Origin of the sequence: Novosphingobium sp. (assembly GCF_032093395.1) — a bacterium.
Lineage (GTDB): Bacteria > Pseudomonadota > Alphaproteobacteria > Sphingomonadales > Sphingomonadaceae > Novosphingobium.
Window position 1 is genome coordinate 103,913 of record NZ_DAMDBA010000005.1, and the last position, 19,125, is coordinate 123,037.

Consider the following 19,125-nt stretch of genomic DNA (forward strand, 5'->3'; position numbering starts at 1 on the left):
GGGGGACTCTCCTTGCCCCGTTCAGAGGCGGATGAGCTTTGGCAGGGCCGGGTTCATTTCATAATATAGGGACGCTCCGGGTGGTTGCGAGGTGACGGGTTAAGAGTGGCGCCGATCATGCTTTCTTCGACCTGAATAGAGCTTCTGCGGCGAGCATATGCGCCGAGGCTTTCCCACGATGGGCCCTGATCCGTTCGATTTCCGATTCGAGGAGCGCGATGCGTGCATCGAGTTCGTCCAGCGAAAAGCGATCCAGGCTTTCGCTGGCGAGAAGGCTGGCAGCTCCGAAGTCTCCTTCGGGCGACCGCCGCCGCGGTCGATCGTCCTCGTCCATTGCACCGCAACATCGGACTGTGCTTTAGCCCTGTCAATGGCCTGAAAATATGTTCCACTTCAAAGTGGGACTGTGGCAACAGGATGATCATGTCAGTTAACATACCTAACTCGATGTCGGCGATCGGCTTCGAAGCGCCTGGCGGCCCGGAGGTTCTCCAGCCTGTTACCGTGCCCGTCCCGGTGCCCGGCGCGGGCGAGGTGCTGGTCAAGGTCGCTTTTGCCGGGGTCAACCGGCCGGACGTCGTCCAGCGGCAGGGCAAGTATCCGCCGCCGCCGGGGGCTTCGCCGCTTCCGGGGCTCGAGGTTTCGGGGCGGGTCGTTGCCCTGGGCGAGGGGGTGACGGAACTGGAGCCGGGGCAGAAAATCTGCGCGCTGGTGGCGGGCGGCGGCTATGCGGAATACTGCATCGCTAAAGTGGGCGCCTGCCTGCCGGTGCCCGAATCGCTGGCGATGGATGAGGCGGCGGCCCTGCCGGAAACGCTCTTCACCGTCTGGCACAACGTCTTCGAGCGAGGCTGGGCGCGAGAAGGGGAGACGATTCTGATTCACGGCGGCACCAGCGGCATCGGCACTATGGCGACGATGCTCTGCCGCCAGTTCGGCCTTACCGTGATCGTGACGTGCGGTTCGCCGGACAAATGCGCCCGCGCGCTGGAGATCGGCGCCGATCACGCAATCGATTACCGAGCCGCCGATTTCGTGGAGGAAGTTGCGCGGATCACCGAGGGCAGGGGCGTCGATCTCGTGCTCGACATGATCGCGGGGGATTACGTTTCGCGCAATCTCAAGTGCCTGGCGCCCGATGGCCGCCATGTCACCATCGCCGTGCAGGGCGGCGTGAAGGCAGAACTCAACATGGCTGTCGTCATGAGCCGTCGCTACACGCTGACCGGATCGACCCTGCGGCCGCGCACGGATTCCCTCAAGGCGCTGCTGGCGCAGGAGATCCGTGCCAACGCCTGGCCTCTGTTCGAGGAAGGCATCCTGCGGCCCGTCATGGACAGGCGCTTCCCCTTGCGCGAAGCCGCTGCCGCCCATGCCCGCATGGAAGCGGGAGACCATATCGGCAAGATCGTTCTGGAAGTCTGAACCGCGTTCAGGTCGAATCGTGGCGGCGCTGCGTAGAACAGAGTTGCCGAAAGCAAGGCTTTCGCTTGCCGAATGGACAAAGTTTCCCTAAATCGGCTCTGTACGGCCGCTCCGCGAAGGGGCGGCCCTTATTGTTTCCGCCGGAGATAGAGACATGAGCCAGCCCACTCCGCTGATGCCGCACGCGACCGCCTCGTGGCTGGTCGACAGCACCGCGTTGACCTTCGAGCAGATCGCCGAATTCTGCGGCCTGCACATGCTCGAAGTGCAGGCGATGGCCGACGACCTGGCATCCAGCAAGTACACCGGTCGCGACCCCGTGCGTTCGGGCGAGCTGACGATGGAAGAAATCGAGAAGGGGCAGGCCAACCCCGAATACAAGCTGCGCATGTTCAAGGTGCCGGTCACGTCCAACCGCACCAAGGGCCCGCGCTACACCCCGGTTTCGAAGCGCCAGGACAAGCCGGACGGCATCGCCTGGATCCTGCGCAACCACCCCGAGGTTTCGGACGCGCAGATCGGCAAGCTGATCGGCACCACGCGCAACACCATCGCGGCCATCCGCGATCGTTCGCACTGGAACATCGCCAACATCACGCCGAAGGATCCAGTCACGCTGGGGCTCTGCTCGCAGCGTGAGCTGGACGGAATCGTGTTCAAGGCGGCGAAGAAGGCCGGCATCCAGGACGACGGCCAGAGCGACGAGCGTCTGACCGACGACCGGCAGGCCCTGATCGACGAACTGCGCGCCGAGCGTGAGGCCGCCTCGCGCGCCGCCAGCGAAGCCGCTCAGGAAGCCGAAGTCGCCGCATGGCTCGAAGCCAAGCGCGCCGCCGAAGCCGCAGGCAACCAAGGCGAGTAATCGCTTCCCGGTAATTGCCGACACACAAAAAGGCCCGCGACAGGTGACTGTCGCGGGCCTTTTTGCTGCGCGCCGTCGCGCTGCGGATTCACTCCGCGGCGATGACGACGTCCGCTTCGCTGCTCGAACCCGTGTGTGGCAGGCGAGCAAGCGCGGGGGGCATCTGCCCGCCATTGGGGCTGAGGCGACCTTCCAGCCGCGCACCCTGCTCTATGGTGAGGGCGTCATAGGCGACATCGCCGATGATCTGCGCGCTCTTGAGGATCACGACTTCCCGCGCGGCGATCGTGCCCCGCACGGTGCCGGCAATCCGCACGGATTCGGCGGAAATGCCGCCGGCGATCTCGCTGTCCTCGCCCTGGACCAAGGCTTTGCAGGTGATGTCGCCGATCACGCGACCGTCGATATGAAGATCGGCGGAGGCTTCGACGTTGCCGGTGAGCGTGATGTCGTTGCCGAGCATCGAGAAGCCCGAGGTCGGGCCGGTACGGTGGCTGGTGAAGTTCTTGACCATGGTGTTATCGGGCTTCTTGCTGAACATTGCGGGCGGCCTCCAGGAAGGGGCGCGGATTCATCGGGCGATTGTTGACGCGCACTTCGAAGTGGAGGTGCGGGCCGGTGGAGCGGCCGGTGCTGCCCATCGCGGCGATGCGGGTTCCGCCGTCCACATCCTGCCCGACGCGGACGCCGAAAGCGGAAAGGTGGCCGTAGCGGGTCATCAGGCCATTGCCATGGCTGATCTCGATGCAGTTTCCGTAGCCCTGGCGCTGGCCCACGAACGAAACCTTGCCCTTGGCCGCGGCGTAGATCGGCGATCCCATGGGGCCGGGGAAGTCCAGGCCGGCATGGAAGGCGGCGCTGCCGTTGAAGGGATCGGAACGGTAGCCGTAGCTCGACGAGACATAGGCGACGTGCGCGGGCTGCACCTGGGGGATCGATGCCAGGCCGTTTTCCAGCGCGTCCATGCGCGCAAGGCTAAGGCCAAGACGGCGGAAGCGCGGGTCCAGCGATCCGTCCGCGCCGGTAGCGAGGCGTTCGAGCGGGCCGCCCTCCGCCACCTTCGAACGGGCGCGGGCCATCATCGGGGCGGGATTCAGGCCAAGCTTGCGAATCGTGTCGGAGGCGAGCGTGGCGCGGTGATCGGCATAGCGGGTCAGGCGATCGACCAGCGCGAGCTGGGAGGACTTGATCTGCTGCAGCTTGCTCGCCTCGGGCAGGGCGGCGCTGAGCTTGGAGGCTGGAGTCGGCGGCGCTGCGGGCGTTTCCGTTTCCTCGGGAAGTTCACCGATATGCGCGTCGATCATCTTTTCGATGAATTGCTGGCGACGGGCAAGATCGGCTACCGTACCGTCCAGGTTGTCGCGATACTTCGCTACCTTACTGGCGGCATCGGCGACTTTCGCCTCGCGCGTGGCCAGCGCGGCCTGCTCGGTGCTTGCGGAAAACTGCGACAGCGCCATGGCGCCCATCGAAACGCACCAGGCGCCGACCAGCGACACGGCGACGCCGGAAGCGGCTTTCTGCATGCCCGAAGAGAAACGGATGAAGCGGACCTGCCCCTGCGATCGCACGATCAGCTCGCGATCCGGGAACGCCGCCTTGAGACGCTTCGCAAGCGCCCCGGCAGATGTTGATTTCAAAACGACCCCGCGTGATTTTTGGCTTGAACCCGGAGCGGCGGGCTAGCAGGGGCCGGGCAATGTGGCGAATCGACTTGCCGTGACTCGTTGCAGAATCCGGTTGAGGCGGTTCATTCGTGCGGTGAATTGAGGAACCAGTGCTGTCCTCGCGCTGGTCCGTTCATCTACCGTTTCGGTTAATTCGTCAAAAAAACAAGATTTTTCAAGTGCTTTATCGAGATCGCCAAAAGCACAGATACCCTTGCTCCGCTCGGTGACAGTATCGCACAAGGGTGCTAGGCCGCTGCCATGAACGTGCAGACCACTTCCGCCGCCGACACCCGTTCCGACAACGAAACGGACGTCGCTGCCGGCGAGTCGCCCGAAGCGCTCGTAGCGCGACTTGGCGCCAAGGGCCGTGCGGCCCAGCGCGTGCTGGCGCGCCTCACGGATGCGCAGAAGTGCGAGGCCTTGCGTGCCGCCGCTGCCGCCCTGCGTCTGGCGGAACCGGCTATCCTGCAAGCCAATGCGCGGGACGTCGAAGCGGGTCAGGCCAAGGGGCTCACGGATGCCATGCTCGATCGCCTGCGTCTCGATTCCGCACGCCTTGCCGGGATTGCCGACGCGGTAGAGCAGGTGGCGACCCTGCCCGATCCCGTGGGCGAGGTCATTTCCGAAAGCGAAAGACCGAACGGACTGAAGCTTTCGCGCGTGCGCATTCCGATCGGCCTTATCGGCATCATCTACGAAAGTCGCCCCAACGTGACTGCCGATGCCGCGGCGCTTTGCCTGCGTTCGGGCAATGCGGTGCTGCTGCGTGGCGGCAGCGAGGCGCTCCATTCCAATCGGGCGATCCTGACGGCGATGGTCGCCGGCCTGGAACAGGCGGGCGTTCCCGCCGCCGCCGTCCAGCTGGTGCCTACGCAGGACCGCGCGGTGGTAGGCGCGATGCTGACGGCGGCGGGCTTGATCGACATGATCGTGCCGCGCGGCGGCAAGAGCCTGGTCGCGCGCGTCCAGGCCGATGCGCGGGTACCGGTGCTCGCCCATCTCGACGGCATCTGCCATACTTATGTCCATGCGTCCGCCGATCCGGAAATGGCGCGCGGCATTGCGCTCAACGCCAAGCTTCGCCGCACCGGGATCTGCGGATCGATGGAGACGCTGCTGCTCGACACGCAGTTCCCCGCCTCGGCCGAGGTTGTCCGGGCGCTGGCCGACGCGGCCTGCGAATTGCGCGGCGACGCCCGTGCCCAGGCGCTCGATCCGCGGGTGCTGCCTGCCAGCGCAGAGGACTGGGATACCGAGTACCTGGACGCGGTGCTTTCGGTGGCCGTCGTCGACGGGCTCGATGCCGCCATGGACCATGTCGCGGCGCATTCCTCGCACCACACCGATGCCATCGTCGCCGCCGATCCGGCAGCGGCCGACCGATTCCTGGCGGAAGTCGACAGCGCGATCGTCATGGTCAACGCGTCCAGCCAGTTCGCCGATGGCGGCGAATTCGGCCTGGGCGCAGAAATCGGCATCGCCACCGGACGACTCCATGCGCGCGGCCCGGTCGCGCTCGAGGGGCTGACCACTTACAAGTGGCTGGTACGCGGAACCGGGCAGGAACGGCCCTGATTTTTTCACGCGGAGGCGGCCGGTCTTTCCCATGCCCGATCCCCAGCCCGATCATCGAACGCGCTCCGGGCCGATCACCGGGTTGCTGGGGGGCAGCTTCAATCCGGCCCATGGCGGGCACCGGCGCATAAGCCTGTTCGCGGCGAACGCACTCGGGCTCGACGAGGTCTGGTGGATGGTCTCGCCGGGCAACCCGCTGAAACCCAAGGCCGGCATGGCGCCGCTCGCTGCGCGCGTGCTTTCGGCGCGGCGTCTGGCCCGTCGCGCACCGATCCGGGTGACTGCGATCGAGCGCGAACTGGGCACGCGATACACCGTCGATACGCTGAGAAAGCTTCTGCGGCGGTACCCTAAACGCCGTTTCGTGTGGCTGATGGGAGCGGACAATCTGGCCCAGTTTCATCGCTGGAAAGACTGGCGTGCGATCGCGCGACTCATGCCGATTGCGGTAATCGCCCGTCCGGGGTATGATGGCCTTGCCGTCGCGAGCCCCGCGATGGCCTGGTTGGGGAGGTTCCGGAGGCCCCATCCTAGTCTTCGTGGTCCGGAAAGGTGGAGCGCACCCGCGCTGGTGACATTGCGATTCGACCCCGATTCCCGGTCGGCCACGGCGATCCGCCAGGCCAATCCGGAGTGGGCCCGGAAGCTGATAAACAGGCTTCCGCAGGCAGGCTCCGATACCGTGGGACATTGGCACATCGATTCGCTGAGAGACGATGTTACCCACCGCCCGATACCCGGAGATGCAGCGTGAGCAGGCTAATCGCCTCTCGTACGCATGCCCGGAAATCCAATGATCAGATCGAGCGCGGCAAGGCATTCGATGCGAAAGCATCCCATGCAAGGCCGGTTCGGTCGCTGAAAGGAGCAGACCCTACTTAAGATGCCACAGGCACAGATACAGCCGGCCGCAACCGGCGCAACGCCCCTCGCCACGGTCGAGTCAGACGACCCGCAGTTGGCTCTCGTCCTGCAATCCCTGGATGACGACCAGGCGCAGGACATCGTGACCATCGACTTGGCAGGCAAGTCGACGATCGCCGAATTCATGGTGATCGCATCGGGCCGTTCGACCCGCCAGGTGGCGGCGATGGCCCAGAAACTTGGCGAGCGCCTGAAGCAGGGCGGCTTCGGTCATTCCCGCATCGAAGGTCTTCCGGCAGCCGACTGGGTGCTGGTCGATGCCGGCGGCGTGATCGTCCACCTCTTCCGCCCGGAAGTGCGCAGCTTCTACAACCTGGAAAGGATGTGGGGCTTCGACGGACCGTCCGGCGCAGCCTGAGCGGCGTTGGCAGGGCGACTGACGGATCGCGACTGACGGATCCCCGGCCCCCAGGGTGCCGGGTCCGCAACCGACCCGAACGCGGCTTCCCGGCGCGTCGTTTCGCGCCCGGCGGGCCTCTTTCGGTCATGGCCTGCTTTCGCCGTAGCTCTGGCGCTTCTTCTCCGGCCCGGATCGGGGTTTCGTACCCATGCTTCTTCACATCATCGCCCGCGGCAAGATCGCCCGCTCACCAGAGGGCGAATTGCTCGATCGCTATGCCAAGCGCCTGACCTGGCCGTTCCGGCATAGCGAGCTGCCCGATGTGGGCGGCAAAGTGCCGCCGCCGGCGCATACTCCCTATCGCGAAGTTCTGCTGGACGAGCGCGGCAAGGCGATGAGTTCCGAGGAATTCGCCGCGCTGCTCGGACGTTGGCGCGACGAGGGCGTGCGCGAGTGCCGCTTCCTGATCGGCGCCGCCGATGGTCACGGCGACGAGGCACGCGCAAGGGCCGATCATCTGCTGTGCTTCGGCAAGATGACCTGGCCCCACCTCATGGCCCGCGCGATGCTGGCCGAGCAGCTCTGGCGCGCAACGGCGATCCTGGCGGGCCATCCCTATCACCGATCGGGGTGATCGACTGCGGGGAGGCGCGCTGCCTTTGCCTCCAAACCTCGTCACCCTGAACCAAGTTCAGGATGACGTTGCTGCGATCCGCGACGTACCGGCATTTCCTTTAAGGCCGAGGTTTCCTCTTTTCGCGGGACTCGTGCTGCCCTAACCGTTCCGCTGTGAAGCCTGCATCCCGCAAACTCCTGCTTGCCGCATCTGCCGTTCTCGCGGCAGGCGTCGTCGTGCTCGCGGGGGAGGGACTGACGCAGCCCGGAGCCATGGCAGTTCTCGACCCTGCGGCGGATTCGACGACTGCCCAGCGCGACATGCTTGCCGCACGGCGCGAGAGCGACGCAGCGCGGGTCCGTGCTGAAAAACTGGAATCCAAAGCGCGTCAGGTGACCGAGCAGGCCGAACGGACGGCGCGAGAAACCGCCGCTCTCGCCGCGCGCATCCAGGAAACCGAAGCCGGCATCGCCGCCCAGCGGGCGCAGGTACGGATCATCGCGCTGGAGCGGGTGGACCTGCGGGAGCGCCTAGCGGAAAAGCAGGCCCCGCTTGCCCGTTTGACCGGTTCTCTTCAGCGGTTGTCGCGTCGTCCGCCACTCTTGGCCGTGCTGCGTCCGGGATCGGTGCAGGACGCGGTCTATCTGCGCGCACTGCTCGATACGATGATGCCCGAGGTGGAACGTCGCACGCGCGGCCTGCGCGCCGAGATAGAGCGCGGCCGGGCTTTGGAACAGCAGGCGCGGGCGGCCGGTCATGTGCTGGCCGAGATGGAAGGCCAGATGCGCCAACGGCGCCAGGCCCTAGGCGTGCTCGAATCCCGGCAGCGCCTTGCCGGGCGCGCCGCCACCGGCATCGCGGCGCGCGAAGGGGAAAGGGCCCTGGCCCTGTCGGAAAAGGCGCGTGACCTTGGCGATCTGGTCGACCTCATGGGAGAGCAGGGCGCGCTCCGCGAACAGCTTGCCGCCTTGCCCGGCCCGACGATGCGACCTCCCCGGCCCGAGGAAGCGCGCGTGATCGAAGCCTCGCAGTTCGTGCCGGTTCCCGAAGGACTGGCCAGCTACATGCTGCCGGTCACCGGCCGCCTCCTGACGGGGTTCGGCGAGATGCTGCCCGGGCAGGCCGCATCGCGGGGCCTGACTCTGGCTACGCGCGCCAATGCCCAGGTCGTAGCGCCGGCTGCGGGGCGAGTCGCCTTCGCTGGCCCTTATCGCGGCTATGGCCGCATCGCGATCATCGAACATCGCGGCGGCTGGACTTCGCTGATCACCGGAATGGCCCGGCTCGATGTCGAGGTGGGGCGCCAGGTGGTGGCCGGGGCTCCGCTGGGGCTGACCGGGCCGGGCGATCCGCGCATCATGGTGGAATTGCGGCGGCGGGGAGAGGCAGTGAACCCTCTACAATATATCCGTTCGCTTTAGGTATATCCCTACGCACCCTAGCGCGCCCGCAACCCTCTGTTCATCCTCAAAGCCCTAGGATACGCAATGCTTCCGCCGCGTTCCAAGTTTACGTCCTAGGCAATTGTGCGGGCGGCTCTGTAGGATTACAGTCAAGTTCTTCCTCCCGGCTTTCAGCCGGCGTGACGTACGAAAAGGCCTTATCGCCCGATGAAATTCGCACCCCTGATGCGCGCTGCCCTGTTGGTGTCGGCCGTTGCCGCCCTTCCCGTGGCGACGTCCGGCCTTGCCGCGGTGGACAGCCGCGTGAATCCCGAATTCAGCAAGCTTTTCACGATCTACGAACTGGTCAAGGCCAACTACGTCGACCAGGTTGACGACGACAAGCTGATCAAGGGCGCGATCGACGGCATGCTGGCCAGCCTCGATCCCCATTCCAACTATCTCGACGGTCCTTCGCTCCAGCGGCTCGAGACCATGATCGATGGCAACTACACCGGCCTCGGCCTCTCCGTCGTGGAAGACGACGGCGCAGTGAAGATCGTCTCCCCGTTCAAGGGCAGCCCGGCGGAAAAGGCCGGCCTCAAGGCGGGCGATTACATCACCCACCTCGACGGCGTGCTTTATTACGAGCGCGATCTGGACGAGGCGGTGTCCAAGATGCGCGGCCAGGCCGGCACCTCGATCCGCCTGACGATCTTCCGTCCCGGCCGTGACAAGCCTTTCGACGTGACCGTGACGCGCGGCGTGATCGAGCTGGAACCGGTGACCTGGGAACTGAAGAACGAAGTGGGCGTGATCTCGGTGAACGAGTTCTCGCGCGATGTCGGCAACTTCGTGAACAAGGGCATCGCCGACCTCAAGAAGCAGGCTGCCACCAAGGGTACCCGGCTCGACGGTCTCGTGCTCGACTTGCGGTCCAACCCCGGCGGCTCGCTGGACGAGGCCGTGGCATTGTCCGACCTGTTCCTCGACAAGGGCGTGATCGTGTCGCAGCGCGGCCGCATCGCCAGCGAGAACCAGTATTACCGCGCCGAATCGATGTTCAAGGGCGATATCGTCAAGGGCATGCCGATCGTCGTGCTGGTCGATGCGGGTTCGGCCTCGGCGTCCGAGATTGTCGCCGGTGCCTTGCAGGACCAGCATCGCGCCGTCGTCATGGGCGAACGCACGTTCGGCAAGGGCTCGGTCCAGTCCTTCATCCAGCTCGACAAGAACAGCGCCGTGAAGCTGACCACTGCGCGCTATTTCACGCCGTCGGGCCATTCGGTGCAGGAAGGCGGTATCATGCCGGACATCAAGGTTCCGCAGCTTTCCGACCCCGATGCCCGCGCCCGCGCCGAGCGGGCGGTGCGCGAATCCGATCTACGCGGCCATCTCATCAACGAGGCTTCGCTGGACGACAAGGAACTGGAAACCGACAAGAAGGACGACTCCCGCTTCAAGGCCTCGGCAGAGGATCTGAAGAAGCAGGGCATCGAAGATTTCCAGCTTGCCTATGCCATCGATACGCTGCGCCGCACCGCCGGAAAACCGGCGCTGGCGCGTTACAGCGCGCCGCCGGCAACCGTTCCGGCCCAAAAGCCGGCTGGTCCCCAGACCGCGCAGAAGGACTGAGGGCGCCGTAATGACTGTTGCCGTTGCCGCCCCCTTGCGCGCAGCCCGCGCGCTGGCGCTCGTCGTTCCCGTGGTCCTGCTTGGGGGTGCCTATGTCAGCCAGTACGTCTTCGGGCTCCATCCCTGCGAGATGTGCTGGTGGCAGCGTTATCCGCACATGTTCGCGATCGTCTTCGCGGTACTGGCCTTCTTCTGGCGGCCGGTGCGCCCGCTGGTGGCGGTGGCGGCCGTCGGCATCCTGACCTCGGGCCTGATCGGCGGCTATCACGCGGGTGTCGAATACGGCTGGTGGCAGGGCATGACCGCCTGCACCTCCACGACCTTTGCGGCCGGGGTGGACCCGATGGACGCGATCCTAAACGCGCCCGTGATCCGCTGCGATGTCGCGCCCTGGACCCTGGGCGGCATTTCGCTGGCGGGCTTCAACTTCCTCATCTCCACCCTGGGTGCCCTGGCCGTGTTCGGTCTTGTCGCCCGCAGCCGCAAGGTACCGGCATGACCTCTTCGAAGGCTGAGCGGATGATCCGGGTCGATCAGGCCGGTGAATTCGGCGCGACGCGCATCTACGCCGGCCAGCTGGCAGTGATGGGGGCCCGCGCCCCGCACTCGACCGAGATCGCCGGCATGGCCGAGCAGGAGTCGGAGCATCTGGCCCGCTTCGATGCCATGATTGCCGAACGCCGGGTACGGCCCACGCTGCTGCAGCCGGTATGGTCCGCCGCGGGCTATGCGCTCGGCGCGGCGACGGCGCTGATCGGTCCGGAAGCGGCCATGGCCTGCACCGCCGCGATCGAAACCGAAATCGACCGCCACTATACCGAGCAGCTCGAAGACCTTGGCGACGAGGATCCCGAACTCGGCGGCGTCATCCGCAAGTTCCGCGACGAGGAGCGAGAGCACCGTGACGCGGCGCTGGCCGCCGGCGCGGAAAAGGCGCCCGCCTATCCGTTGCTGTTCAACGCCATTCGGCTCGGCTGCCGCGTGGCGATCAAGCTTTCGGAAAGAATCTGAAATCCGGACGTTATACTGTCGCCGGAAAAGGGTGACATGATACTCTGCACCCCATTCAAGGCCGCCGTGCCCTGAATCGGTTCCGCGAACACCTCGACCAAGCTGGAGCAATTCGATGACGCGCCTCCTGACCACTGCAGCAGCTCTCGCCACCTTGGGGTTGGGGCTGACCATGGGCGCGCTGCCCGCCGCCGCGCAGGACGCCGGCGGATCCGGCACGGGCGACGACAAGGTGAACCAGCTGATCATCTATGGCGACGATCCCTGCCCGGCTTCCAGCGGCGGCGAGATCACGGTCTGCGCGCGCAAGGCCGAAGAGGAGCGCTTCCGCATTCCGGAGCCCCTGCGCGGCATCGACCGGCCGCAGTCGGAAGCGTGGACCAACAAGGTGCAGGCTTATGAAACCGTGGGCGCTTTCGGCAATATGAGCTGCTCGCCCGTAGGCGCGGGCGGTGCTTCGGGGTGCACGCAGAAACTGATCAACCAGGCCGCTGCGGAACGCAAGAACGGCTCCGAGGTGCGGTTCAGCGAACTGATCCAGGCCGAGCGCGAAAAGCGCCTTTCCACCATCGACGCCGATGCCGCCGAGCAGCAGAAGCGGGTAGAGGAAGCCGAGAAGGCCTATTTCGACCAGCAGCGCCGCCAGCAGGCGGATGCCGATGCCAAGGCCGACGCCACCGACGCAGCCCTGCCGCAGCCGCAGGCCACCAATCGCCGCCGCAAGTAGGCGCTGCAAGCGGCAAGGGGGCGGCGACGCGTTCGTCGTCGTTTCCGCGAGACATACGTTGATCGGTCGCCCGTGAGGGAAGGGTGCCATCCGTTTCATGGTGGTTCCCGCTTGCGCATCACGACGAATGCTATCGCCGGGAACATCGGCAGGATGCCTGGCGCGTTTCTCGCTCAGGCACCTTTTTTCGGGTTGAGTGGCAAGGCGCTTGGGGGTGACGTCCCGCAAAAGACGCATCGTCACGCAATTATCTTGCGTTTTGCCGCAGCGCACACTAAATGCTTTCCGACAACCGGCGCGTAGGGTTCTTCCCTGCCGCAATCCGTGAGCAGCGTGAGGTCCCATGCGGACCGGCCCGGATGAGCGGTTGTCCTTTTGAACCAGCTTCCTTCTTCACGCAGGGTCGCCCGTAACGACACCTTGCTGTGTGCGCGGGCCAAGTACCTTCCGCGTGCCCCGCACCTTGTGAAAGTGACACATGTCCTATTTTTCCGAACTTGGTCTGGCCGAGCCGATTCTCCGTGCGCTCGCGGCCAAGGGCTACACCGATCCCTCGCCGATTCAGCGCCAGTCGATTCCCGCGCTGCTCGAGGGTCGTGACATTCTCGGCATCGCGCAGACCGGCACCGGCAAGACCGCCGCGTTCTCGCTGCCTTCGCTGCACCGCCTCGCCAACGATCCCAAGCCGCGCCAAAACGCCGGCTGCCGCATGCTCGTGCTCTCGCCGACCCGCGAACTCGCAGCCCAGATCGCCGAGAACATGCGCGGCTATGCCAAGTTCCTGAACCTTTCGGTCCAGTGCATCTTCGGCGGCGTGCCTGCCGGCAAGCAGGCCCGCGCGCTGGAGCGCGGCACCGACATCCTCGTCGCCACCCCCGGCCGCCTGCTCGACCTGATCGACAGCCGTGCGCTGACCTTGCGCCATGTCGAGATTTTCGTGCTCGACGAAGCCGACCAGATGATGGACCTCGGCTTCATCGTTCCGCTGAAGCGCGTTGCGAACCTTCTGCCCAAGGAACGCCAGAGCCTGTTCTTCTCGGCCACCATGCCGCAGGCGATCGCGGAACTGGGCAAGCAGTTCATCAACAACCCGGTCAAGGTCGAAGTCGCGCCGCAGTCGACTACGGCAGAGCGCGTCGAGCAGTACGCCACCTTCATCAACCAGGCCGAGAAGCAGGCGCTGCTTACCCTCAGCCTGCGTGAAGGCCTGGCCGAGGATGCCGCAGAGAAGGCCGCGCATGGCGCGATCGACCGCGCGCTGGTGTTCACCCGCACCAAGCACGGCGCCGACCGCGTGGTCCGCCACCTCGTCGCCGCCGGTATCCCGGCAGCCGCGATCCATGGCAACAAGAGCCAGGCCCAGCGCACCGCTGCGCTTGGTGGTTTCCGCCAGGGCACGATCCGCATCCTCGTCGCCACCGACATTGCCGCGCGCGGTATCGACGTCAGCGGTGTGAGCCACGTCTACAACTTCGAAATCCCGAACGTGGCCGAACAGTACGTTCACCGCATCGGCCGCACCGCGCGCGCCGGCGCCGATGGTGTGGCGATCAGCTACGTCGCGCCGGACGAGAAGCCCTACATCCGCGACATCGAGAAGCTGACCCGCGTAAAGCTGGCGACGCTCGGCCTGCCCGAGGATTTCCAGAAGCAGGCCGCGCGCCTGCCCGCGCCTTCGCGCCAGGCCCCGGCCGCGCCGCAGGGCAACGGTCGTTCGCGTGACGGCCAGCGCCAGGGTGAAGGCCGTCGTGACGGTCGTGGCGGCAACCGCAGCCAGCAGCCGCGTGGCGAGCGCCGCGACCGGCCGCATGGTGATCGTCCGCACGGTGATCGTCCGCAGGGCGAGCGCACCGAGCGCCGTGGTGACGAACGTCGCCGTGACGATCGTCCGCGCAGCGATGCGCCGCGTGGCGATCGCCGCGAGCATGGCGGTGAAGAGGGTGGCGAGCGCAAGCGCAGCTTCCGTCCGCGCGGCGGCAAGACCGTCGGCACGCACAAGGGTGCGGTCCGCCGCGCCAGCTGATCGCATAGGAAAAAGGCCGGTCCAATGGACCGGCCTTTCGAACTTTCGAAACGGGCCTCATGCCATTCGGCGTGGGGCTCTTTTCTTATGCCTCTCCGGCAACGCCGTCGTCCCCGCCATCCTCGTCGATGCGAGAGACGAGGATCTTGTCGATCTTCAGGCCGTCCATGTCGACGACCTCGAAACGCCAGCCCTGATCGGCGAAGAATTCCCCTTCGCGAGGGACTTTCTTGAGCACGGCCAGGATGTAGCCTGCGGCGGTGGCATATTCGCGATCGTCGGGCAGGGTCATTGCCAGGCGATCGGCCAGGGCATCGGCGGGCATCGCGCCCGACACCAGCAGCGAGCCGTCCTCGCGCTCGACCACCATCGGCGCGTCGCCTTCGTCCTGATGGCCGACGAACGTTCCGGCGAGAGCGGCCAGCATGTCGGACGTGGTGACGAGACCTTCCAGATGGCCATATTCGTCATGCACGACCGCCATCGTCACTTCGGCCTGCTGCAACTTGCGCAGGGCATCCATGGCGTCGAGCTGGTCGGGGATGACTTCGGCCCGCTTCATCATCGCGGCGATCTCTACCGGACGCCCGGCGACGAGTGCCGCAAGAACTTCGCGCACCTTGAGGATACCGACGATGTTGTCCGGCGACCCTTCCTCCGCCACGGGCAGCATCGAGTGCGGCGAAGCCTCGATCTTTTCGCGCAGGGCTTCCTCGGTGGCGTTGACGTCGATCCAGTCGATCTGGTTGCGCGGCGTCATCAGCTCGCGCACGGGCCGTTCGGCCATGCGCATGATGCCGGTCATCATCGCGCGCTCTTCTTCCTCGATCACGCCCGAGCGGGTCGCTTCGGCGAAGATCATCTGGAGTTCTTCCGCGGTCAGCCGCCCTTGGTCGCCGCCGCGAATCGAGAAGAGGCGCAGGATCAGGCCCGACGACCGGTCAAGCAGCCACACGAAGGGGGCCATGATTCGCGCGAGCCAGGCCATCGGTCGGGCCATGACGATCGCCACCGGCTCCGCCATGCGCAGCGCAAGCTGCTTGGGCACCAGTTCGCCGACCACGAGGCTGGCGAAAGTCGTGGCGATGATCACCACGGTGAAGCCCGCCTCGCCGGCGAAGCGCTCGGGCACGCCCAACGCGACGAGACGTTCGCCCACTGGGCCGCCCAGGCTGGCGCCCGAATAGGCGCCGGCGATGATGCCGATGAGGGTGATGCCGATCTGCACCGTGCTGAGAAACTTGCCGGGGTCCGCCGCGAGTTCCAGCGCGGTGCGCGCCGCGCCGCTACCCTTGTCGGCGAGGACGCTCAGCCGGGCCGAACGCGCGGACACGATGGCCAGCTCGGACATGGAGAACAGGCCGTTGATCAGGATCAGGCCGGCGATGATGAGGAGGTCGGTCCAGGGAAAAGGTGTCACAATACCCTTGCGCTAGCAGAAATCGCCGCAACTGCGAAGCGGCTGTTGCGGTTGGACATAAACGTCACGCGGCGGAAACGTCGTTCGGACGAAAACGATGCATCCTGCCGGTGCGGGAACAGTTGGAGGCAGCAATCGTTTCGCCGGGATCAGCCATCTGCTATTCATGTCCACTACCACACATACGCCGTGGAAGTGTTTCTGAACAGGAGGGAAGACCATGAAGAAATCACGCCTGATGACGTCCGCTTTTGCCGCCCTCTCGCTTGTCGCGGTCTCCGCCTGCGTCACCGATCCCAATACCGGTGAGCGCAAGGTTTCGCGCACGGCCATCGGCGGCGCCGGCGGCGCGGGTCTTGGCTACCTCCTGGGCAGCGTGATCGGCGGCAAGACCGCGCGCATCGTCGGCGCGGGCATCGGCGGCGTGGCTGGCGGCGTCGTCGGCTACCAGATGGACAAGCAGATCAAGGAACTGAAGGAAGACACCGCCGGATCGGGCATCGACGTGACCCAGGAAGGCGACGGCATTCTCGTCAACCTGCCGGACGTGACCTTCGCGGTCGATTCGACCGAGATCAGCCCCTCGTTCCAGTCCGCGCTCGACAACGTCGCGCAGAGCATGACCAAGTATCCCGACAGCCTGATCGACGTCTACGGCCACACCGACTCCACCGGCTCGGCCACTTACAATCAGGATCTGTCCAAGCGCCGCGCCGATTCGGTCGCGCGCTACCTGATCATGCGCGGCGTCTCGTCCGCTCGCATCCAGACGCAGGGCATGGGCAAGAACTATCCGGTGGCGGACAACACCACGCCGGAAGGCCGCGCCAAGAACCGCCGCGTCGAGATCAAGATCACGCCGGTCACGCAGGACGAGGCTTCCGCCGCGCGATAATCGTAAAAAAGTGTTTCCGCTGGAAAGCGGGATCGGGAAAGGGGTCGGCCTTCTGGTGCGGCCCCTTTTTGCTTTCGGACTTTACCCTAGGCCGAGTACCGACGCGCCCGATCCGCCAGGCGCTCCACTGCCGCTTCGTGGATCGCCGCCGAACTTACCATGACGCCGAAGGCGCGGGGATCGTGCTTGTTGTAGTTGAGCGGCTTTCCGAAAGCGTCGGTGACGGCGGCGCCGGCCTCGCGGGCGATCAGCCCGGCGGCGGCGATGTCCCATTCGTAGCCCCAGCGCAGGGTCGCGAGCAGGTCTGCCTCGGCGGCGGCGACCATCGCCATGCGCAGCGCGATCGAATTCGGCTGGTCCACCAGAACCAGGTCGGCATCTTCCGGCGCCAGCTTCTTCGCGGGAACGCGTGCGCCGGCCAGCGTCTCCCGCCCGCTCGCTCGCAGCGGCACGCCGTTGCGCCAGCTTCCCTTGCCCGCCTCGCCATACCAGAACTCGCCGCCGGCTTCCCGCGCCCGCGCCGGGGCATGGAGCAGGCCGATCAACGGGCGGCGCGTATTCACCAGTGCGACGGAAACCGCCCAACCCGTGCGCCCGGCGATGAAATCCCGCGTGCCGTCGATGGGATCGACCAGCCAGACCAGTTCATGGCCCTGGCGCGCCGGGGAATCCACTGTCTCTTCCGACAGCCATCCTGCCGATGGCAGCAATCGGCTCAGTTCCCGCTTGAGGTAGGAATCGACCTCGATATCGGCCACGCTGACCGGGCTGCCGGGCGTTTTTTCCCAATGCTCAAGCACATGGCCATCACCCGGCCAACCGGCCATGGCGATCCGTCCGGCTTCGCGGACGATGGCTTCAAGTCTGTCGCGATCGATCATGCGCTAGTCGTTCTGGTGTTCCGGATGTTTTGAGATGTTGCGCGATCCCATTGCGCAGGGAACGGGACTTTTCAAGCGCGCAGGGATGTGCTTATGCGGCCGGGATCAGTTCGGGGCTCTTCACGCCTTTCCACGGACACTCCAGCAGAAAGCGATTTCAGCGATGAACATTCACGAATACCAGGCGAAGGAACTGCTTGCGAAGTTCGGCGTCGGCATCCCCGCCGGCATTGCCGCTCTCACTGTCGAGGAAGCGGTCGCCGCCGCCAAGCAGCTCCCCGGGCCGCTCTATGTCGTGAAGGCCCAGATCCACGCCGGTGGGCGCGGTAAGGGCAAGTTCAAGGAACTCGGCGCCGATGCCAAGGGCGGCGTGCGCCTTGCCAAGTCGGTCGAAGAAGTCGAAGCTTTCGCCAAGGAAATGCTCGGCAACACGCTCGTCACCGTGCAGACGGGTGACGCGGGCAAGCAGGTGAACCGCCTCTACGTGACCGACGGCGTCGATATTGCCTCGGAATACTACCTTTCGATGGTCGTCGACCGCGCTTCCAGCCGCGTCGCCATGATCGTCTCGACCGAAGGCGGCATGGACATCGAGGATGTTGCCCACAACACCCCCGAGAAGATCACCACCGTCACCATCGACACCGCAGCCGGTTTCCAGCCGCACCACGGCCGCGCCGTTGCCTTCGCCCTCAAGCTGACCGGCGATCTCAACAAGCAGGCGCAGAAGATCGCCAAGCAGCTCTACGAAGCCTTCGTGGCGCTTGACTGCGACATGCTCGAAATCAACCCGCTGGTGGAAACCAAGGACGGCAATCTGCTCGTCCTCGACACCAAGATGAGCTTCGACTCGAACGCGCTCTACCGTCACCCCGACGTGCAGGCCCTGCGCGACGAGACCGAGGAAGATCCGGCGGAAGTCGAAGCCTCGAAGTACGACCTGGCCTACATCAAGCTCGATGGCGACATCGGCTGCATGGTCAACGGCGCCGGTCTTGCCATGGCGACGATGGACATCATCAAGCTCAACGGCTCGTTCCCGGCCAACTTCCTTGACGTCGGCGGCGGCGCCACCAAGGAAAAGGTGACCGCGGCGTTCAAGATCATTCTGCGCGATCCGAACGTGAAGGGCATCCTCGTCAACATCTTCGGCGGCATCATGAAGTGCGACGTCATCGCCGACGGCATCGTGGCAGCGGCGAAGGAAGTGAACCTCTCGGTTCCGCTCGTCGTTCGCCTCGAAGGCACCAACGTCCAGCAGGGCAAGGACATCCTGGCCAATTCCGGCCTGCCGATCGTCCCCGCCAACGACCTGGGCGATGCCGCCAAGAAGATCGTGGCAGAGGTCAAGAACGTCGCCTGATAGGGCCCCGTTTCTTGGATCTTGCACGATCCCGTGATGGATAATGCAGCGGCGGGGGTTTCCGGACCCCCGCCGTTTGCGTTTGAGGCGCGCGGCAAGCCGACCTTTTCGGCATCATAGTATTTCTCGGCCTTTGCTTTTCTGCCGGAGCGATGCGCGTTCTCGCGAATTTGCGATATGGCGTGCCTGGTGATCCCCGGATGGGCTCATCTCGCTGCGGCAGGTCTTGACGCTTACGTCAATTGCCTATTAGGCGGGCCTTGAGTGGATTTAATCGAGCGGCTAAACACGCCGTGCCTGAAACTGAGAGGACCCGATCAGATGAAGATCCTCGTGCCCGTGAAGCGGGTGATCGACTATAACGTAAAGCCGCGCG

The 19,125-nt window shown here is 65.4% G+C and carries 19 protein-coding genes; 14 read left to right on the forward strand and 5 right to left on the reverse strand.

Annotation, left to right across the window (positions count from 1 at the left end):
- Nucleotides 1-115 precede the first annotated feature (115 nt).
- Nucleotides 116-334, reverse strand: a complete 219-nt coding sequence (locus tag RT424_RS03470; protein WP_313434571.1) for a DUF1192 domain-containing protein — start codon at nucleotides 332-334, stop codon at nucleotides 116-118.
- 89 nt (nucleotides 335-423) lie between these two features.
- Between RT424_RS03470 and RT424_RS03475 the strand changes: the two genes are divergently transcribed.
- Nucleotides 424-1,425 (forward strand): NAD(P)H-quinone oxidoreductase, encoded by a 1,002-nt coding sequence (locus RT424_RS03475; protein WP_313434572.1) that lies wholly within the window; start codon nucleotides 424-426, stop codon nucleotides 1,423-1,425.
- Nucleotides 1,426-1,579: 154 nt separating this feature from the next.
- Nucleotides 1,580-2,287: a DUF1013 domain-containing protein gene (locus RT424_RS03480; protein WP_313434573.1), complete on the forward strand. Its 708-nt coding sequence runs from the start codon at nucleotides 1,580-1,582 to the stop codon at nucleotides 2,285-2,287.
- An 88-nt stretch (nucleotides 2,288-2,375) separates the two neighbouring features.
- Here RT424_RS03480 and RT424_RS03485 read toward each other — a convergent pair whose 3' ends face one another.
- Entirely contained in the window at nucleotides 2,376-2,801 is a 426-nt protein-coding gene (locus RT424_RS03485) for a polymer-forming cytoskeletal protein (protein ID WP_313434592.1), read from the reverse strand.
- Between the two features lie 4 nt (nucleotides 2,802-2,805).
- A complete protein-coding gene (locus RT424_RS03490; protein ID WP_313434574.1) occupies nucleotides 2,806-3,927 on the reverse strand; it encodes a M23 family metallopeptidase in 1,122 nt (373 codons plus the stop codon).
- A gap of 288 nt (nucleotides 3,928-4,215) precedes the next feature.
- Here RT424_RS03490 and RT424_RS03495 point away from each other — a divergent pair, with 288 nt between their 5' ends.
- From RT424_RS03495 to RT424_RS03540, 10 genes are all read left to right on the forward strand, one after another.
- Entirely contained in the window at nucleotides 4,216-5,532 is a 1,317-nt protein-coding gene (locus tag RT424_RS03495) for a glutamate-5-semialdehyde dehydrogenase (RefSeq protein WP_313434575.1), read from the forward strand.
- Nucleotides 5,533-5,563: 31 nt separating this feature from the next.
- Nucleotides 5,564-6,286, forward strand: a complete 723-nt coding sequence (locus RT424_RS03500) for a nicotinate-nucleotide adenylyltransferase (RefSeq protein WP_313434576.1) — start codon at nucleotides 5,564-5,566, stop codon at nucleotides 6,284-6,286.
- Between the two features lie 129 nt (nucleotides 6,287-6,415).
- On the forward strand, nucleotides 6,416-6,814 hold the full coding sequence (gene rsfS / locus RT424_RS03505; protein ID WP_313434577.1) for a ribosome silencing factor: 399 nt from the start codon (nucleotides 6,416-6,418) through the stop codon (nucleotides 6,812-6,814).
- A 190-nt stretch (nucleotides 6,815-7,004) separates the two neighbouring features.
- On the forward strand, nucleotides 7,005-7,430 hold the full coding sequence (locus RT424_RS03510; protein WP_313434578.1) for a 23S rRNA (pseudouridine(1915)-N(3))-methyltransferase RlmH: 426 nt from the start codon (nucleotides 7,005-7,007) through the stop codon (nucleotides 7,428-7,430).
- A gap of 155 nt (nucleotides 7,431-7,585) precedes the next feature.
- Nucleotides 7,586-8,833, forward strand: coding sequence for a peptidoglycan DD-metalloendopeptidase family protein (locus RT424_RS03515; protein WP_313434579.1), 1,248 nt, complete (start codon nucleotides 7,586-7,588; stop codon nucleotides 8,831-8,833).
- A gap of 189 nt (nucleotides 8,834-9,022) precedes the next feature.
- Nucleotides 9,023-10,429: a S41 family peptidase gene (locus tag RT424_RS03520; RefSeq protein WP_313434580.1), complete on the forward strand. Its 1,407-nt coding sequence runs from the start codon at nucleotides 9,023-9,025 to the stop codon at nucleotides 10,427-10,429.
- 10 nt (nucleotides 10,430-10,439) lie between these two features.
- Entirely contained in the window at nucleotides 10,440-10,928 is a 489-nt protein-coding gene (locus RT424_RS03525) for a disulfide bond formation protein B (protein ID WP_313434581.1), read from the forward strand.
- Nucleotides 10,925-11,440, forward strand: coding sequence for a demethoxyubiquinone hydroxylase family protein (locus RT424_RS03530; protein ID WP_313434582.1), 516 nt, complete (start codon nucleotides 10,925-10,927; stop codon nucleotides 11,438-11,440). The genes RT424_RS03525 and RT424_RS03530 overlap by 4 nt, the downstream gene beginning before the upstream one ends.
- A 115-nt stretch (nucleotides 11,441-11,555) precedes the next feature.
- Nucleotides 11,556-12,167, forward strand: a complete 612-nt coding sequence (locus RT424_RS03535) for a hypothetical protein (protein WP_313434583.1) — start codon at nucleotides 11,556-11,558, stop codon at nucleotides 12,165-12,167.
- Between the two features lie 478 nt (nucleotides 12,168-12,645).
- A complete protein-coding gene (locus tag RT424_RS03540; RefSeq protein ID WP_313434584.1) occupies nucleotides 12,646-14,190 on the forward strand; it encodes a DEAD/DEAH box helicase in 1,545 nt (514 codons plus the stop codon).
- Nucleotides 14,191-14,275: 85 nt separating this feature from the next.
- Here RT424_RS03540 and RT424_RS03545 read toward each other — a convergent pair whose 3' ends face one another.
- Nucleotides 14,276-15,610 carry a hemolysin family protein gene (locus RT424_RS03545; RefSeq protein WP_313434585.1) on the reverse strand — a complete coding sequence of 445 codons (1,335 nt, stop codon included), beginning with the start codon at nucleotides 15,608-15,610 and terminating at the stop codon, nucleotides 14,276-14,278.
- Between the two features lie 220 nt (nucleotides 15,611-15,830).
- On the opposite strand from RT424_RS03545, the gene RT424_RS03550 reads away from it, so the two are divergent.
- Nucleotides 15,831-16,505, forward strand: coding sequence for an OmpA family protein (locus RT424_RS03550; protein ID WP_313434586.1), 675 nt, complete (start codon nucleotides 15,831-15,833; stop codon nucleotides 16,503-16,505).
- Nucleotides 16,506-16,591: 86 nt separating this feature from the next.
- Here RT424_RS03550 and RT424_RS03555 read toward each other — a convergent pair whose 3' ends face one another.
- A complete protein-coding gene (locus tag RT424_RS03555; protein WP_313434587.1) occupies nucleotides 16,592-17,386 on the reverse strand; it encodes a 3'(2'),5'-bisphosphate nucleotidase CysQ in 795 nt (264 codons plus the stop codon).
- A gap of 163 nt (nucleotides 17,387-17,549) precedes the next feature.
- Between RT424_RS03555 and sucC the strand changes: the two genes are divergently transcribed.
- On the forward strand, nucleotides 17,550-18,749 hold the full coding sequence (sucC, locus tag RT424_RS03560) for an ADP-forming succinate--CoA ligase subunit beta (RefSeq protein WP_313434588.1): 1,200 nt from the start codon (nucleotides 17,550-17,552) through the stop codon (nucleotides 18,747-18,749).
- Nucleotides 18,750-19,125: the final 376 nt, after the last annotated feature.

What these genes read in the sequence shown, in the direction of transcription:
- RT424_RS03510 (WP_313434578.1), top strand. Translation starts at nt 7,005, where the DNA reads ATGCTTCTTCACATCATCGCCCGCGGCAAGATCGCCCGCTCACCAGAG.
- RT424_RS03470 (WP_313434571.1), bottom strand. Translation starts at nt 334, where the DNA reads ATGGACGAGGACGATCGACCGCGGCGGCGGTCGCCCGAAGGAGACTTC.
- RT424_RS03480 (WP_313434573.1), top strand. Translation starts at nt 1,580, where the DNA reads ATGAGCCAGCCCACTCCGCTGATGCCGCACGCGACCGCCTCGTGGCTG.
- sucC (WP_313434588.1), top strand. Translation starts at nt 17,550, where the DNA reads ATGAACATTCACGAATACCAGGCGAAGGAACTGCTTGCGAAGTTCGGC.
- rsfS (WP_313434577.1), top strand. Translation starts at nt 6,416, where the DNA reads ATGCCACAGGCACAGATACAGCCGGCCGCAACCGGCGCAACGCCCCTC.
- RT424_RS03525 (WP_313434581.1), top strand. Translation starts at nt 10,440, where the DNA reads ATGACTGTTGCCGTTGCCGCCCCCTTGCGCGCAGCCCGCGCGCTGGCG.
- RT424_RS03555 (WP_313434587.1), bottom strand. Translation starts at nt 17,386, where the DNA reads ATGATCGATCGCGACAGACTTGAAGCCATCGTCCGCGAAGCCGGACGG.
- RT424_RS03520 (WP_313434580.1), top strand. Translation starts at nt 9,023, where the DNA reads ATGAAATTCGCACCCCTGATGCGCGCTGCCCTGTTGGTGTCGGCCGTT.
- RT424_RS03530 (WP_313434582.1), top strand. Translation starts at nt 10,925, where the DNA reads ATGACCTCTTCGAAGGCTGAGCGGATGATCCGGGTCGATCAGGCCGGT.
- RT424_RS03550 (WP_313434586.1), top strand. Translation starts at nt 15,831, where the DNA reads ATGAAGAAATCACGCCTGATGACGTCCGCTTTTGCCGCCCTCTCGCTT.
- RT424_RS03535 (WP_313434583.1), top strand. Translation starts at nt 11,556, where the DNA reads ATGACGCGCCTCCTGACCACTGCAGCAGCTCTCGCCACCTTGGGGTTG.
- RT424_RS03500 (WP_313434576.1), top strand. Translation starts at nt 5,564, where the DNA reads ATGCCCGATCCCCAGCCCGATCATCGAACGCGCTCCGGGCCGATCACC.
- RT424_RS03540 (WP_313434584.1), top strand. Translation starts at nt 12,646, where the DNA reads ATGTCCTATTTTTCCGAACTTGGTCTGGCCGAGCCGATTCTCCGTGCG.
- RT424_RS03485 (WP_313434592.1), bottom strand. Translation starts at nt 2,801, where the DNA reads ATGGTCAAGAACTTCACCAGCCACCGTACCGGCCCGACCTCGGGCTTC.
- RT424_RS03475 (WP_313434572.1), top strand. Translation starts at nt 424, where the DNA reads ATGTCAGTTAACATACCTAACTCGATGTCGGCGATCGGCTTCGAAGCG.
- RT424_RS03495 (WP_313434575.1), top strand. Translation starts at nt 4,216, where the DNA reads ATGAACGTGCAGACCACTTCCGCCGCCGACACCCGTTCCGACAACGAA.